Source organism: Terrabacter sp. FW104-15G4B (assembly GCF_058790095.1).
The window spans coordinates 1-15,009 of the sequence record NZ_JBYTCI010000048.1 but is presented as its reverse complement, the minus strand read 5'-3'; the positions used below and the strand labels follow the sequence as shown (position 1 = coordinate 15,009).

The 15,009-nt window shown below is 71.7% G+C and carries 14 protein-coding genes and 1 pseudogene; 8 read left to right on the top strand and 7 right to left on the bottom strand.

The genetic code is table 11. The features are described from left to right. Positions 1-1,353, bottom strand: a pseudogene (locus AC3WRT_RS19960) (helicase-associated domain-containing protein); the annotation flags it as partial. Between the two features lie 92 nt (positions 1,354-1,445). Here AC3WRT_RS19960 and AC3WRT_RS19955 point away from each other — a divergent pair. The 3 genes from AC3WRT_RS19955 to AC3WRT_RS19945 all read left to right on the top strand — a co-directional run bounded on the left by AC3WRT_RS19955 (position 1,446) and on the right by AC3WRT_RS19945 (position 3,804). Further along, complete coding sequence (locus AC3WRT_RS19955) at positions 1,446-2,387, top strand: aldose 1-epimerase family protein (protein ID WP_492725055.1); 942 nt, start codon at positions 1,446-1,448, stop codon at positions 2,385-2,387. A 144-nt stretch (positions 2,388-2,531) separates the two neighbouring features. Then, positions 2,532-2,927: a cold-shock protein gene (locus tag AC3WRT_RS19950; protein WP_492725054.1), complete on the top strand. Its 396-nt coding sequence runs from the start codon at positions 2,532-2,534 to the stop codon at positions 2,925-2,927. Between the two features lie 4 nt (positions 2,928-2,931). Further along, the gene (locus AC3WRT_RS19945; RefSeq protein ID WP_492725052.1) at positions 2,932-3,804 is read left to right on the top strand and encodes a DUF3027 domain-containing protein; all 873 of its coding nucleotides are present in this window, start codon (positions 2,932-2,934) and stop codon (positions 3,802-3,804) included. Between the two features lie 76 nt (positions 3,805-3,880). Here AC3WRT_RS19945 and AC3WRT_RS19940 read toward each other — a convergent pair whose 3' ends face one another. Continuing rightward, positions 3,881-4,174: a DUF2530 domain-containing protein gene (locus AC3WRT_RS19940; RefSeq protein WP_492725051.1), complete on the bottom strand. Its 294-nt coding sequence runs from the start codon at positions 4,172-4,174 to the stop codon at positions 3,881-3,883. A gap of 59 nt (positions 4,175-4,233) precedes the next feature. Here AC3WRT_RS19940 and AC3WRT_RS19935 point away from each other — a divergent pair, with 59 nt between their 5' ends. From AC3WRT_RS19935 to AC3WRT_RS19925, 3 genes are all read left to right on the top strand, one after another. Then, the gene (locus AC3WRT_RS19935; protein ID WP_492725049.1) at positions 4,234-5,736 is read left to right on the top strand and encodes an NCS2 family permease; all 1,503 of its coding nucleotides are present in this window, start codon (positions 4,234-4,236) and stop codon (positions 5,734-5,736) included. 215 nt (positions 5,737-5,951) lie between these two features. After that, entirely contained in the window at positions 5,952-6,356 is a 405-nt protein-coding gene (locus AC3WRT_RS19930; RefSeq protein ID WP_492725047.1) for a MarR family winged helix-turn-helix transcriptional regulator, read from the top strand. After that, positions 6,353-7,639, top strand: a complete 1,287-nt coding sequence (locus tag AC3WRT_RS19925) for an MFS transporter (protein WP_492725045.1) — start codon at positions 6,353-6,355, stop codon at positions 7,637-7,639. Before AC3WRT_RS19930 ends, AC3WRT_RS19925 begins: the two co-directional genes overlap by 4 nt. Positions 7,640-7,841: 202 nt before the next feature. Here the strand turns inward: AC3WRT_RS19925 and AC3WRT_RS19920 are convergent, their stop codons facing one another. The 3 genes from AC3WRT_RS19920 to AC3WRT_RS19910 all read right to left on the bottom strand — a co-directional run bounded on the left by AC3WRT_RS19920 (position 7,842) and on the right by AC3WRT_RS19910 (position 11,779). Further along, on the bottom strand, positions 7,842-9,200 hold the full coding sequence (locus tag AC3WRT_RS19920) for a lytic transglycosylase domain-containing protein (RefSeq protein ID WP_492725043.1): 1,359 nt from the start codon (positions 9,198-9,200) through the stop codon (positions 7,842-7,844). 148 nt (positions 9,201-9,348) lie between these two features. Further along, positions 9,349-10,473, bottom strand: a complete 1,125-nt coding sequence (gene serC / locus AC3WRT_RS19915; protein ID WP_492725057.1) for a phosphoserine transaminase — start codon at positions 10,471-10,473, stop codon at positions 9,349-9,351. Positions 10,474-10,657: 184 nt separating this feature from the next. Next, positions 10,658-11,779, bottom strand: a complete 1,122-nt coding sequence (locus AC3WRT_RS19910) for a citrate synthase 2 (RefSeq protein WP_492725041.1) — start codon at positions 11,777-11,779, stop codon at positions 10,658-10,660. Positions 11,780-11,875: 96 nt separating this feature from the next. Here AC3WRT_RS19910 and AC3WRT_RS19905 point away from each other — a divergent pair, with 96 nt between their 5' ends. After that, positions 11,876-12,502 carry a pentapeptide repeat-containing protein gene (locus AC3WRT_RS19905; protein ID WP_492725039.1) on the top strand — a complete coding sequence of 209 codons (627 nt, stop codon included), beginning with the start codon at positions 11,876-11,878 and terminating at the stop codon, positions 12,500-12,502. An 87-nt stretch (positions 12,503-12,589) separates the two neighbouring features. Here the strand turns inward: AC3WRT_RS19905 and AC3WRT_RS19900 are convergent, their stop codons facing one another. Beyond that, complete coding sequence (locus AC3WRT_RS19900) at positions 12,590-12,994, bottom strand: hypothetical protein (protein ID WP_492725037.1); 405 nt, start codon at positions 12,992-12,994, stop codon at positions 12,590-12,592. 106 nt (positions 12,995-13,100) lie between these two features. Here AC3WRT_RS19900 and pdxH point away from each other — a divergent pair, with 106 nt between their 5' ends. After that, the gene (pdxH, locus tag AC3WRT_RS19895) at positions 13,101-13,805 is read left to right on the top strand and encodes a pyridoxamine 5'-phosphate oxidase (RefSeq protein WP_492725035.1); all 705 of its coding nucleotides are present in this window, start codon (positions 13,101-13,103) and stop codon (positions 13,803-13,805) included. A gap of 223 nt (positions 13,806-14,028) precedes the next feature. Here pdxH and AC3WRT_RS19890 read toward each other — a convergent pair. Next, positions 14,029-15,009, bottom strand: a 981-nt coding sequence (locus tag AC3WRT_RS19890; RefSeq protein ID WP_492725033.1) for a hypothetical protein, incomplete at its 5' end; no start/stop codon positions are given.

The following is a 15,009-nucleotide window of genomic DNA, read 5'->3' as shown; positions in this document are numbered from 1 at the left end:
GAGCTGGGGGAGGAGGGGAGCGACGAGGGCCCGTCCTGCCTCGGACAGCGCCCCGCGACCGGTCACCCCGAGCCACTCGCACTCGCGCAGCACCGCCTCGACGGCCCCGTCGAGGACCGCTGCTGATCGGTTCGGCCGCCGCCAGGCGAGGCGCCCGCGCAGGGAGTCGTGCGCCGGTGCGCTGCCCGGTTCGATCGAGGCGAGCTCGCGCAGCACCTCACGGCGGATCGCCCGGATCGCCGGCCACTGCACGTCCGGGCCGAGCGCGTTGGCCGGGCCGGCGCCGGTGCTGCGCCGCCCGACGAGGTGGGGCGCCCGCGTCGAGGCGAGCCACGCCAGGGCGAGTGCCGCCCACCGGTGCCCGGCCTCGCTGGAGCTCCACTCGTCGATCTCCGACGTGGGAGCCCACACGGGCACGACCTCGCCGTCGTCGGCGACGAGGCCTGCGGCATACGCCAGCTCGACGACGAAGGCGGTGTGCTCGGCGTCGAGGTCGAGCGCGGTCTGCGTGACGCGAAGGTCGCGGACCGACAGGCCGCCGGCGCGCAGCACCCGGGGCGGGTCGGCGCCCCAGGCCGCGGCGAGCTCGTCGATGTGGGTCAGGCATTCGCTGGCGGAGCCACCTGCGGCCGCGTCGACGAGGGTGACGGGCCGCGCCTCGACGTCGGGCGGGGTGAGCTCTGGGGTGCGGTGCAGCCTGCCCTCGCGCAGCACCAGCCCCACCTCTCGCGGCAGCGCGACCCGGTCGGTCGAGACCGGGACGAGCAGGTGGTGCTCGAGCAGCCAGCGGGCCGTCGTGCGACCGGGCTGCCCGGTCGGGAGCACCCCGAAGGCCGGGCCCCAGGTCATGCGTTCCAGCATCCCGCGCGCGTCGTCGGGCGCCTCGGCGACGGCGGTGGCGATCCGCTCCGGGTCCGCGTGCTCGGGCAGCGCCGAGGGTCGCAGCTCCCGCATCGGCGCGCCGAGACCGGCGATCGACGTGCCGAGCACCTCGGGAACGGTGCGCACGACGTGCTCGCCGTCGGAGCCGCGCCACAGCAGCGCGGACCGCCACAGGTCGTGCACGATGGTGTCGACGGTCGTGCCCTCGTCGGTGCCGAGCAGGCGCAGCAGGGTGCTGCGGTCGGCGGCGTCACCGGCCACGACGACGGCCTCGAGCACCTGCAGGTGGCCCCGGTCGAGAGCCTCCACGGCGCGCTGGACGCTCGCCCGGGTGCCGGCCCGCGCCGCGAGGCTCGTCAGGTCGGCCGGGGCCGGGCGCGCGAGGTCGGGGCGTGCCAGCACGAGGTCGATGAGCCCTGCGTCGCTGCGACCCCGGATGTCGTCGGCGAGGCTCCGGCTCGAGGTGGCCATCCTCCCAACCTAGTGCCCACCGAGCCGGCGCTTCGCGCCCGAGTGTCGTGCGGCCGAGCCGCTCGGGCGGGGCGCCCGCTACCGTGACCCCCATGAGCGCGCTCTCTCCCGGGACACCCGCCCAGCCCGCCCCCGCGTGCCCCACCGGCGAGCAGTGGAGCATCGGCCACGGGCCGTTCGAGGCGACCGTCGTCGAGGTGGGCGGTGGCCTCCGGACGCTGACCCGCGACGGCGTCGACCTCGTCGCGGGGTATGCCGCGAACGAGACCTGTGCGTCGGGCCGCGGCCAGCAGCTCATGCCCTGGCCCAACCGCATCCGCGACGGGCGCTACTCCTTCGGCGGCACGGAGCACCAGCTGTCGGTCACGGAGGTCCCGCGCGGCAACGCCAGCCACGGACTGGTGCGGTGGGCGCTGTGGGAGCTGGTCGAGCTCGAGGGCGACCGCGTCACCGTCGGCTACCGGCTGCACCCCCAGCCCGGCTGGGACCACTTCCTCGACCTGCGCACGACCTACCTGCTCGACGACACCGGCCTCGTCGTCACGGCCGCGGCGCGCAACGTGGGCCCGTCGGCAGCGCCGTTCGGCTACGGCGCCCACCCCTATCTCGCGACCGGGGAGACGCTGCTCCCCGAGATCGAGCTGCGCATCCCTGCGTCGACCTGGCTCGAGGTCGACGAGCGACTCCTGCCGGCCGACCAGCACCCGGTCGACGGAGGGCCCTATGACTTCCGCTCGGCCCACCGGATCGACGGGGCACGGCTCGACACCGCCTACACCGACGTCATCCGCGACGACGACGGCATGTGGCGGTGCACCGTGTCGGCCGGCGACCGGTCGACGACGCTCTGGGCCGACGCCGCCTTCCCGTGGCTGCAGGTGTTCACGGCGATCGCGGAGGACCGCAAGGGCGAGGTCGGCATCGCCGTGGAGCCGATGAGCTGCCCCGCCGACGCCTTCAACTCCGGTGAGGCGCTCGTCGTGCTCGAGCCGGGTCAGGAGTGGACCGGCACCTGGGGCATCACCCCTGCGTGACCGGACCACAACGCATACGCTCGGGGTCGGCTTGCGCCGTGCGCGAATTCGCGTTGCGCGATGCAGTTAGGCTGGACGCGGGCGCAAGGAGCGCCATCGAGTCGCGTCGTCGCACGGCCGACCGAGATCTGAACGAGGTGGACTGTGCCGACAGGCAAGGTCAGGTTCTACGACGCGGACAAGGGCTTCGGATTCATCTCCGAGGACTCGGGCGCGGACGTCTTCCTGCACGCGAACGCCCTGCCCGAGGGTGTCACGACCCTGAAGAAGGGCGTGCGGGTCGAGTTCGGCATCGTCGAGGGCCGCAAGGGCGCCCAGGCGCTGTCGGTCAAGGTGCTCGACCCCGTCCAGTCCGTGGCCGCCAACAAGTCCGCACGCGAGCGCAAGAGCCCTGAGGAGCTCGTCGTCATCATCGAGGACGTCGTGCAGCTGCTCGACGGCGTCGGTGAGGGCTACCGCGCCTCACGCCGCCCCGACCGCAAGCTCGCCTCGAACGTCGCGCGCGCCCTGCGCGGCCTCGCCGACGAGCTGGAGAAGTGAGCCGATGACCGTCACCGCCCTCAAGACGGACGCCGTGCTGCTGACCGCGTCCGACCTCGCCCGCGCCGTCCTCGAGGGGATCGCCGAGCCCGGCACCATCGGCGCCCACCTCGGCATGGACCTGCTCGAGGAGCGCCTCGGCATGCACTGGTTCGAGTGCACGTCGCCCGGCTATCGCGGCTGGCGTTGGGGCGTCACGGTCGCGCGCGTGCCGCGGGGCAAGGTGGCGACGGTCTGCGAGACCAACCTGCTGCCCGGACCGGACGCCATCCTGGCTCCCGAGTGGCTGCCGTATGCCGAACGGCTCGCTCCCGGCGACCTCGGCGCCGGCGACGTGCTGCCCTACCGCCCCGACGACCCCAACCTCGAGTACGGCTTCGAGGCGAGCGGCGAGGAGGAGGTCGACCAGATGGCCTTCTTCGAGCTCGGGCTCGGCCGCCCGCGCGTGCTGTCCGCGGAGGGGCGCGAGTCGGCGGCCATGCGCTGGTACGACGGTGACCACGGACCCACCGCCGAGATCGCGACCAAGGCCACCGAGCACTGCACGACGTGCGGCTACTTCCTGCCGATGGCGGGTGCGCTGCGGGTGACGTTCGGCGTGTGCGCGAACGAGTGGAGCCCGTCCGACGGCCGGGTCGTCACCCTCGACCACGGGTGTGGCGCGCACTCCGAGACCGACATGGACCACCCGGAGCCGACGCCGGTCGGTGACCCGATCGTCGACGAGTTCGCCGTCGACGTGGAGCCGACGGAGCGGGCGAACGACGACGAGGGGCACGCCGACGAGCGCGACGGCGACGACGAGCGCGACGAGGCCGGCCAGGGCGCGTATGCCGGTGAGGAGACCCACGGGTCGGACGACCCCGTCACCGACTGACGACCGAACCGCGGCGCGGGCTGCCGTCGGCGTTGGCGCGGGCTGCCGTCGGCGTTCGGGGCCTGCGGCAGGGCCGTCAGGCGGCGCCGCGCGCGTTGCCGCGCCCCCGGCGTACGTAGGCCCACCCCAGGCCCCCCAGCACGAGCCCGGCGACGCAGGTCCAGGGCCACCAGCTGCGGTCGCCCTCGTGCAGGGACGGCACGAGCATGAGCACGATGAGCGCGACCACCCAGGCGGCGAGCCCTGCCTCGATGATCCGCAGCGTGGGCACGTGGAGCGGCTCGACCGGCTCGACCGGCTGGGCGAGTCCCGGCGGTGTCGGGTGGCGCGCCGAGGTGGCGGGCGCGTCAGGGGTGGTCTCGTCGGTCACGCCGTCCAGCCTAGGGTCTGGTGACGCACGCCCGACGCGCCACCACTAAGATGTGCGCAATGTCGACCGATACACGCCAAGCGCCCACCCGGACCCAAACCGGGCTGGACGGCTTCTTCAAGATCACCGAGCGCGGGTCGACCGTCGCCCGCGAGGTCCGCGGAGGAGTCGTCACGTTCTTCACGATGGTGTACATCGTGGTCCTCAACCCGATCATCCTCTCGGGCGTCGTCGACGGCTCGGGCACGATGATCGGCGGCACCGACGACCTGGTCCGGAGCAAGCTGCTCGTCGCGGTCGGCACGGCGGTCGTGGCCGGCGTCACGTCAATCCTGATGGGGCTCGTCGCCAACTTCCCGATCGCGCTCGCGGCCGGCCTCGGCATCAACGGCCTCATCACCGGCATGGTGCTGACCCACTCGGCCGAGAAGATCACCTTCGCCGACCTCATGGGTCTGGTCGTCATCGAGGGCGTCATCATCCTGGTGCTCGTGCTGACCGGCTTCCGCAAGGCGGTCTTCAAGGCGATCCCTGGGCCGCTCAAGGTCGCGATCTCCGTCGGTATCGGCCTGTTCATCGCCTACATCGGCGTCATCGACGCGGGCTTCGCCCGCCGGCCCTCGACGCCGGGCTCCGTGCCCAGCGAGCTGGGCATCGGCGGCAGCCTCGACGGCTGGCCGACCCTTGTCTTCGTCGTCGGCGTCTTCCTCATCGCGGTGCTGCTCATCCGCAAGGTCAAGGGCGCGATCCTCATCGGCATCGTCGCGGCGACGGCGCTCGCGATGGCCCTCGAGGCGGTCTTCCACATCGGCCCGCGCGTGTTCGACAAGCAGGGCAACCTCACCAACCCGTCGGCCTGGGCACTGACGGTGCCGGAGCTGCCCGACTCGATCACCAACACCCCCGACCTCGGCATCCTCGGGCAGTTCAGCCTGCTCGGCTCGTTCGAGAAGATCGGGATCGTGACGGCGGTCATGTTCGTCTTCTCGCTGCTGCTCGCCGACTTCTTCGACACGATGGGCACCGTCGTCGCGATCGGCACCGAGGCCAAGCTGCTCGACGAGGACGGCAACCCGCCGCACACCGACCGCATCCTCGTCGTCGACTCCGTGGCGGCGATCGCGGGTGGTGCCGGCGGCATCAGCAGCAACACGTCCTACATCGAGTCAGCCTCGGGGGTCGAGGAGGGGGCCCGCACCGGGCTCGCCTCGGTCGTGACCGGCGTTCTCTTCCTCCTGGCGACCTTCCTCGCGCCGCTCTTCGCGGTCGTGCCGTCGGAGGCCGCGGCGCCGGCGCTGGTCATCGTCGGCTTCCTGATGATGACCCAGGTGAAGAACATCGAGTGGGAGGACATGGACATCGCCCTTCCGGCGTTCCTCACCATCGTGCTCATGCCCTTCACCTACAACATCACGGTCGGCATCGGCGCCGGCTTCATCGCCTGGGTGCTCGTCAAGATGGCGCGGGGCAAGACCCGCGAGATCCACCCGCTGCTGTGGATCGTCGCCGCCTTCTTCGTCATCTACTTCGTCAAGGCGCCGCTGCAGTCGATGTTCACCTGAGCGACCCCGCTAGCGTATGCCGTGAAGGCCCCCTCCGCACAGGAGGGGGCCTTCACGCGTACCACGGGTCCTCGCAGCGCGCCCGTTCTGCGCAGGGTCGGGGAATGCTTAGCCGAGGTAATGAGTTAAGGTAAGTATCACCCAAGACAGCACTTTTCGAGGACCTGCATTTGCGTACCAAGACCCCGGTTCCCCAGCTCTCGAGAGCTGAGCTCGTGGCTCTCTCCAACGACATCCGACTGGCCTGCATGCGCATCTCGCGGCGGGTCCGTTTCGAGTCGGACCGTGAGCTGCCCCCGCACCAGTTCTCGGTGCTCGCCCGACTCGAGGGCACGCCGCGAACCAACAGCGAGCTCGCCGACATCGAGCGCGTCTCCGCGCCCAGCATGAAGCGGTCGACCACCGCCCTCGTCGAGCGCGGCTACGTCGCGCGCGCCGACGACCCGTCCGACGGCCGCCAGGTGATCCTGTCACTGACGCCCGAAGGGCAGAAGGCCCTCAAGCGGATCCGCCGGCACCGCGACGAGTGGATGCTCTCGCGCTTCGAGCAGCTCACCGACGACGAGCGTCAGCTGCTGCAGCGTGCAGCCGCCGTGCTGGCCAAGGTGGCCAGCGAATGAGCCCCACGTTCCACTCGCTCTCGATCCCGAACTACCGCATCTACGCCTCTGGCGCGATCGTCTCCAACGTCGGCACCTGGATGGGGCGCGTCGCCCAGGACTGGCTCGTGCTCACGGTGCTGACGGACCACTCGTCGACGGCACTCGGCATCGTCACGGGCCTGCAGTTCCTGCCGTTCCTGATCCTCGCGCCCTTCGCAGGCATGCTCGTCGACCGCTTCCCGAAGCGGCGCATCCTCTTCCTGACGCAGACGGCCCTGCTCGTGACGGCCCTGCTGCTCGCGGTGCTCACCGGCGCCGGCGTCGTCGCTCTGTGGCACGTCTACGCCCTCGCCTTCATCCAGGGCGTCGCGACGGCGGTCGACAACCCGGCCCGTCAGACGTTCGTCTCCGAGATGGTCGACACGGAGCACCTGCCCAACGCGGTCGCGCTCAACAGCGCGTCGTTCAACCTCGGCCGGCTCGTCGGTCCGGCCGTCGCCGGCCTCGTCATCGCCTGGTTCGGCATCGCCCCCGCGCTCTACGTCAACGCGGCGACGTTCGTCTTCGTCCTCGTCGCGCTGCTACGGATGAACGCCAGCCTGCTCACGCCCTCGCCACGCGCCCGCGGCAAGGGCCAGATCCGTGAGGGCCTTCGCTATGTCAGGGGCCGACCGGACCTCGTGCTGATCATGACGCTCGTCTTCGTCCTCGGCACGTTCGGCATGAACTTCCAGCTCACGATGGCGCTGATGGCCACCAAGGTCTTCGACAAGGGGCCAGGCGAGTACGGCCTGCTCGGCTCGATCATGGCGGTCGGATCCCTCACCGCCGCGCTGCTCTCGGCTCGCCGTGCACGGCCGCGCATGCGGGTGCTGCTCGTCGCGCTCGCCGGCTTCACCGTGTCGACCGCCCTGCTGTCGACCGCGCCGAACTACGTGATGTTCGCCGTCTTCCTCGTGCCCACGGGCCTGGCGGCGCTGACCGCCCTGACGACGGCCAACGCCATGGTGCAGGTGAGCGTCGATCCCGTCATGCGCGGTCGTGTGATGGCCCTCTACATGGCGATCTTCATGGGCGGCACACCGGTCGGCGCGCCGGTGATCGGCTGGATCGGTGACGTCTGGGGCCCCCGGTGGACCATCGCCATCGGCACCATCGCCGTGGGCGCCAGCCTGGTCGCGGTGGCCCTGTGGATCTCGCGTCGGCAGAATGTTGCTGTGACCATCCAGACCCAGCGCCGGCCCCGGCTGCGCATCCAGCTCGCGCCGGAGGTGGCGACCGCCCCCGAGGTGACGAAGTGAGCTTCAAGTTCCGCCACCGCATCACCGTCGCGGCGCTCGTGCTCTTCCTCGCCATCGCCGTCATCGCCGCGGTCCTCAACCGCTGAACCACTGCGAGCCGCTGAGCCACTGACAGCACGGAAGCGGCCGTCCCCTTCGGAGCGGCCGCTTCCGCATCCGTGCTGCGTCCCACCAGGAGCGCGTCCCTCGGAGACGGACTGGGTCAGCCGAGCAGGCCGCCGGTGGGACACGTGACGACCTTGTCGTCGAGGACGCACACGACCTTGCCCTTGAGCGGGTCGAGGACGCGGACGAGCTCCTTGGGGTCACCCGACAGCAGCGGCAGGTGCGGCAGGGCGAGGAGCCGCACGATCTCGGCCGGCAAGGTCGGGGACGGCAGCTTGGTCACCGACGGGAGCGGCACCGTGACCGACGGCAGCGGCACGCCCGGCACCGTGGGAAGCGGAACGGGGATCCCGGAGGGCTGCCGCGGCGGCTTCGGCGCGGGCTTCGGCGCGGGCTTCGCGGTCGACGAGGGCTTGGGCGAGCTGGAAGGACGGGGGGCGGAGGACGGCCGGGGTGACGGCTTCGCCGAGGCGCTCGGTGTGGGGCCAGCGCTCGGCGAAGCCGTCGGTCGGGGAGCCGGCGAGCCGGCATACGCGAAGCCGGAGCCCGCGGGCGTGGCCGTGCCGTTGCCGGCGGCCGGGCGGGCGGCGGGGAGCGCGCTCATCGGCACCACCGTCACGCCGCGGCGGTACGCGTCGGCGATCGACAGGACGGTGCGGACGTAGGAGTCGGAGTGGTTGTAGCGCAGCACCGCGCCGTAGGCGGCGCCCGGCTGGCGCAGGTCCGTGCCGCCGGAGCAGAGCAGGACGCCGGCGCCGGTCACTGCGTCGGTCAGGCTCTGCGGGTTGGCGAGGCCGTCGCCGTCACCGTCGCGGCCGGCCACCGACCACGACGTGGGGATGAACTGCATGGGGCCGACGGCGCGGTCGAAGACGGCATCGTGGTCGAGCGCGCCGCCGTCGGTGTCGGTGATCCTGGCCGTGCCGCGCGAGCCGTCGAGCGGGATGCCGATGATGCCCGGGCGCGCGATGCCGCTGGCGTCCAGGACGTTGCCGCCGAAGCGGGCGTGGTTGCTCTCGACCCGGCCGATGGCGCCGAGCAGCGCCCAGTCGATGCCGCACCCCGGCTTGATGCTGCCGAGGACGCCTGCTGCTCGCTGGTAGGCCGCGACCGCCATCGCTGGTATGCCGTTCGCGTCGAGCCGCACGGGCGCGAGCGACTCGATGGCGGTGACAGCGCCCCGAGCCTCGGTGGGCACGCCGACGCGGGCGTAGTCCTTGGTGAAGGTCTGGTAGATCGGGGGCAGCTGCATCGGCGCCGGCGCAGGACCAGCCTGGGGGTAGAGCGGGCTGCCCTCGGCGATGGCCTGGTCGGGCACGGTGATGGCCGACGTCGGGCTGACCGGATCGGAGCCGCGGGTGGCGGCGAACGCGATGCCGGCCGTGGCCAGCGCGATGACCGGGACGGCGGCAGCGACCCGGCGCGCGGTGGTGCCTGCGCGGACGATGCGGACCATGACGACTCCTTGATGCGACATCCGCCCCCGTTGGCGGTCTGACCGGCACAACGAGCGCCGTCGGCAAAGGTCACGGCCGCTGTGCGGTGACGTGCGAGAGGGCCAGCACCCGGCATACGGGAGCTGGCCCTCTCGGGTCGTGCGTGACTCAGCCCAGCGCGGACACCACGTGGTCGATCGCCCGGGTCAGCTTCGTGACGTCCTCGGGGTCGACGGCCGGGAACATCGCGACGCGCACCTGGTTGCGGCCGAGCTTGCGGTAGGGCTCGACATCGACGATGCCGTGGGCGCGCAGCGTCTTGGCGACCGCGGCGGCGTCGATCGAGTCGTCGAGGTCGATCGTGCCGACGACCTGCGAGCGGGCGGCCGGGTCGGCGACGTAGGGCGTCGTCCAGCTCGTCTGCTCGGCCCAGGTGTAGAGCCGGCTCGAGGAGTCCTTCGTGCGCGAGGTCGCCCAGTCGAGGCCGCCGTTGCCGAGGATCCACTGGAGCTGGCTGTTGAGCAGGGCCAGGGTGCTGACCGACGGGGTGTTGTAGGTCTGGTTCTTCAGCGAGTTGTCGATCGCGGTCGGCAGGCTGAAGAAGTCGGGCACCCAGCGGCCGGTCGCGGCGATCTCCTCGACGCGGGCGAGCGCGGCGGGGGAGAAGGCAGCGAGCCAGAGGCCACCGTCGGAGGCGAAGCACTTCTGCGGCGCGAAGTAGTAGACGTCGGCCTGGGTGATGTCGACGGGGAGGCCACCGGCCCCGGACGTGGCGTCGATGAGCACGAGCGCGTCGTCGTCGGCGCCCTCGACGCGCTGGACGGGGGCCATGACGCCGGTCGACGTCTCGTTGTGCGGCCACGCGTAGACGTCGACGCCTGCCTCGGCGTTGGGCGTCGCGAGCGTGCCCGGGTCGGCCTTGACGATGGTCGGGTCGCCGAGGAAGGGAGCGGCCTTCGTCACGTTGCCGAACTTGCTCGAGAACTCACCGAAGGCCAGGTGCTGCGAGCGCTCGCGCACCAGGCCAAAGGCGGCGATGTCCCAGAACGCCGTCGAGCCGCCGTTGCCGAGGATGATCTCGTAGCCCTCGGGAAGGGAGAAGAGGTCGCGCAGTCCGGTGCGGACCTCGCCCACGAGGTTCTTGACCGGCGCCTGGCGGTGCGAGGTGCCGAGCACGGTGCGTCCGAGCGAGTTGAGGTAGTCGAGCTGCTCGGGGCGGACCTTGGAGGGTCCGGAGCCGAACCGTCCGTCGGCGGGCAGGAGCTCGGCCGGGATGGTGATGGGCTGGGTCACGGCGGGTGCTTCGGTCACGGATTCACCTTGGGAAGTGCGGCCACGTTACGAGCAGGTGGCGGACGTGTTGATGGCGGATGACGCCGTTGTCACCGCGGCCATTGAACCCCACCTGCCCATTCCGTGGACATCGTTGCCCGGTGTGTGGACGCCCACATCCTCCCGCGGGGCACGAGCCTTGGGCCTAGTGGGAGATGCCGGGCGTCCAGCCGGCGACGTCCTCGGGCTTGCGTGGCCCCTCGCCGATGTAGCGGGACGAGGGGCGGATCAGCCGCCCGGTCTGCTTCTGCTCGAGGATGTGGGCCGACCAGCCGGCGGTGCGCGCACACGTGAACATCGGCGTGAACATCGTTGCCGGGACCTCGGCGAAGTCCAGGATGACGGCGGCCCAGAACTCCACGTTGGTCGCCAGGACGCGGTCGGGCCGGCGGGCGTGCAGCTCGTCGAGCGCCGCCTTCTCGAGGGCGGCGGCCGCCTCGTAGCGCGGGGCGCCGAGGCGCTCGCAGGCCGAACGCAGGACGCGGGCGCGCGGGTCCTCGGCACGGTAGACGCGGTGCCCGAAGCCCATCAGGCGCTCGCCCCGGTCGAGCACGCCCTTCACGTATGCCGTCGCGTCGCCCTCCTGCTCGACGCCGTCGAGCATGTGCAGAACGCGCGAGGGCGCGCCGCCGTGCAGCGGCCCGGACATCGCGCCGACGGCGCCCGAGAGCGCCGCGGCGACGTCGGCGCCGGTCGAGGTGATCACCCGCGCGGTGAAGGTCGAGGCGTTCATGCCGTGCTCGGCGGCGGAGACCCAGTACGCGTCGACGGCCTCGACGTGCTTCGGGTCGGGCTCGCCGCGCCAGCGGATCATGAAGCGTTCGGTGATGGTGCGGGCCTTGTCGACCTCCTGCTGGGGCACCATCGGCTTGTCGAGCCCGCGGGCCGACTGGCCGACGAACGACAGCGCCATGACGGCCGCCCGGGCCAGGTTGTCACGGACCTCGTCGGCATCGATGTCGAGCGTGGGCTTGAATCCCCACACCGGCGCGAGCATGGCGAGCGCGGACTGCACGTCGACGCGTACGTCCCCGGTGTGCACGGGCAGGGGATAGGGCTCGGCGGGGGGGAGCCCGGGGTCGAACTCGTTGTCCACGAGCAGGCCCCAGACGTGGGCGAAGTCGACGTGGCCGACGAGGTCGCTGATGTCGACGCCGCGGTAGCGCAGCGCCCCACCGTCCTTGTCCGGCTCGGCGATGGTCGACTCGAAGGCGATGACGCCTTCGAGTCCGGGTTTGAAGTCGGGGTCGGGCGTGCTCTCTGCCATCTCGGTCCTTGCTGTGCAGGCGGTACCACCGCGGTGTGGAGGCCGCAGCCATCGACGGGGAGCGTGGCCGTCGGTCCTGGCTGACAGACTCACCGTATGCCGTCAGCCGCTGACCAGACCGTCTTTCGTGACCCCGTGTTCAGCACTCGGGACTCCCATCATGACGGGGTGCGTTTCGAGGGCACGGACTTCACCGGGGCACACGCCGAGGGGCACGGCTTCCTCGAGTGCTCGGTCATCGGGGGCACCCTCGACGAGGCGCACCTCGAGGGGTCGCGGTGGTCGGAGTGCGAGTGGCAGCGGGTCGGCGGCGTGGGCCTGACCCTGGCCGAGGCGAGTCTCGTCGAGACGGTGATCGAGGGCTGCCGGCTGGCGGCGGTGTCGGCCTGGGGGTCCACGTGGCGCGACGTGACGGTGCGCGGAGGGAAGGTGGACTTCCTCAACCTGCGCGGCGCCCGCCTGAAGGACGTCGCGTTCATCGACTGCGTCGTCGTCGAGCTCGACCTGCAGGAGGCGACCGTCGACGGACTCACCTTCGAGGGGTGCACCCTCGTCACGCCCACCTTCGGCCGCGGGAGGTATGCCGGGCTCGACCTCTCCGGCGCCATGCTGCGTTCGCCGGTCGGCCTGGCCGGCCTCAGGGGCGCGACGATGAGCCGCCCCCAGGTCATCGACCTGGCCGACGCGCTGGCGCTCGAGCTGGGCATCACCGTCGCAGACTGAGCGGCCCGGTGCCGTCGCAGGTCGGAACTCCTGGCGGGCGCCGTGTCTCTGCTCCGCCCAGCGAGACAGTGACACAGGGGCGAGGCGTCAGTTGATCTGGTTGGGCTTCGCCCGGCGCAGCGCCACGGCGGCGGCGTCCTTGGCGCGGGCGGTGGCACTGACCTTGTCGTCGGGCCGGATCCGCTTCGTCAGGTCGGCCCTCTCGACGAGGGTCGGGAGCAGCATGTCGGTCTCGGGATGTGCCCCGACCGCCTCGTCGCCGCTGAAGACGACCCAGTGCGCAGTGTCGCCCTTGTAGACCTTGAGGATGCTGCCGTCGGCGAGCGACTTGGCGTGAGCCATGGCCTGGCGACGAGCTCGCTCGCTCGAGATCGCCTTGTTGGCCGCCTCCTTGGCCGGCTCGCGCAGCGCTTGGGTGGCGACCCAGATCTGCGGGCCGTACTTGATGCCGAGCTTGACGGTCTGGGTGACGAGCTTGCGCTTGCCTGCCATGGTGTGACTCCTCAGAGCGCCCCGGTCGCCGGGGCTGTCGCAGATCCGCGCGCGCCGTGGCCTGACGTCCGCGCGGGCCTTGTCGGCTCAAGCCTAGTCTGGGCCCATGGACACCCCACCCTCGGACGGCATCGCGACGGTGCGCCGCGTCGACTACTCCGGCGAAGGGCTCGTCGAGTCCGACGTGGCGGCCTCCCCCTACCTGCAGGCGCGCGCCTGGGTCGATGCCGCGGTCACGGCCGCTGACGAGCGCGACGACGTCCCGGAGCCGACGGCCCTGTCGGTGGCCACGGTCGACCCGACCGGCGCCCCGGACGTACGCACCGTGCTCATGCGGTTCTTCGACGAGCGGGGGCCGGGCTTCGTCACGAACCTCGAGTCGGCCAAGAGCCGGCACCTGCAGGCCAACCCGCGCATCGCGGCGGCCCTGACCTGGCCGGCCATCTACCGTGCGATCCGTTTCCGCGGCACCGCGCAGCCGGTCGGCCGGGACGAGGTGGCCGCCTACTTCGACTCCCGTCCCTACGGGTCGCGGCTCTCGGCGTGGGCCTCGGACCAGTCGCGACCGGCCGGCGACCGCGCCGAGCTGGAACGCCGGTGGCGAGAGGTGCTCGAGCGCTTCCCCGACCGGGGCGGCGAGCACGACGTGCCGGTGCCCGACTTCTGGGGCGGGTGGCGGATCGTCTGTGACGAGGTGGAGTTCTGGGCCGGCCGCCGCAACCGCCTGCACGACCGCATCGTCTTCCACCGCACCGGTGACGGCGACCTCGCCGAGCCAGACTCGTGGACGATGGGGCGCCTCCAGCCCTGAGCCCGGGCTGACCTGCGGCGAAGGGCCTGGACGCGGAACAGGGCAGCCCGAAGGATCGGGCTGCCCTGCTTCATCCATGGGTGTGGATGGGGGACGCGGCTATCGCGTGGCCACCTCACACGCTCCGGAAGAAATCACTTCTCGGATCACCTCCCTTCGGGTTCGATGACTCGACCGTACGACGACTGCGAAGCAGCAGGCAAGACCCTTTGTCCACTGTGTGTCACGCGAGGGCGCGCACGCCGACGAGCAGCCCCAGCAGCACGGGAAGCTCGAGGTACTCGTGATAGCTGGAGAGGGCGGCATACACCGTCTGGCCCTGCGCGAAGTGCAGGCCGAAGAGCACGGCCATGACCGCGGCTGCGACGAAGCCGGCGGCCCACAGCCGGGGCGCCGACGCCCAGGGCACTCGCGCCTCGAAGGCGGCGGACGCGTCGGGCGCGACGCGCGGGAGCAGGGCCACCCAGACGACGTAGTGCATCGTCTGCATGAAGGCGAAGACGGCGAGCAGGCGCATGCCGACCACCGCCGTGGCGGCGTCCGGCGGTGCGCTCGCCGCGAGGACCGTCCGCCCGTCGCCCACCACGCTGTGCACGATGCCCGGGTCGGCCGCGAGCCAGCCGTCCGGCAGCCCGAGCAGGATGACCGCGGGGATCACGACGACCCACAGCACCTGCACGGCGCGGAACGCCCGGCGTCCGCGCCGAGACCCGATGCGACGCGACCAATCCCAGAGGAAGAAGAGCGGCACGACCTGGTGCAGGTGCGCGAGCACGACGAAGTGGTAGGCCGGAAAGGTCAGCGACACGACCGCCGCCACGCCGAGGACCACCCAGCCCGTGACGCGGCGGCCTCCGTCCAGCACCTGCTGCACAGCGGCGGCGAGGACGGCGTAGCACAGCACGATCTCCGCAATCGCGGCCGGCCTGCCGACGACGCTCGCCAGGAGGTGGCACACGACGATGCCCGTGGTCAGTGCCAGCAGCAGGTCGAGGAAGGGGCGGCGAAGGACGTCGGAGAAGCGCCCGAAGACGTAGCGGATCTCGAGCAGGTTGTGCAGGACGCCGAAGAGGATCAGACCGATGACCGCCGTCGCCACGGGGGCGCCCAGCGCGACCGCGAGCGACCCGCCGACGGCCGCCAGCATGGCGAGGGTGATGGTGCGGGACCGCACGTGGGTCGCAGCCGGGGCCCGGTCGGGGGC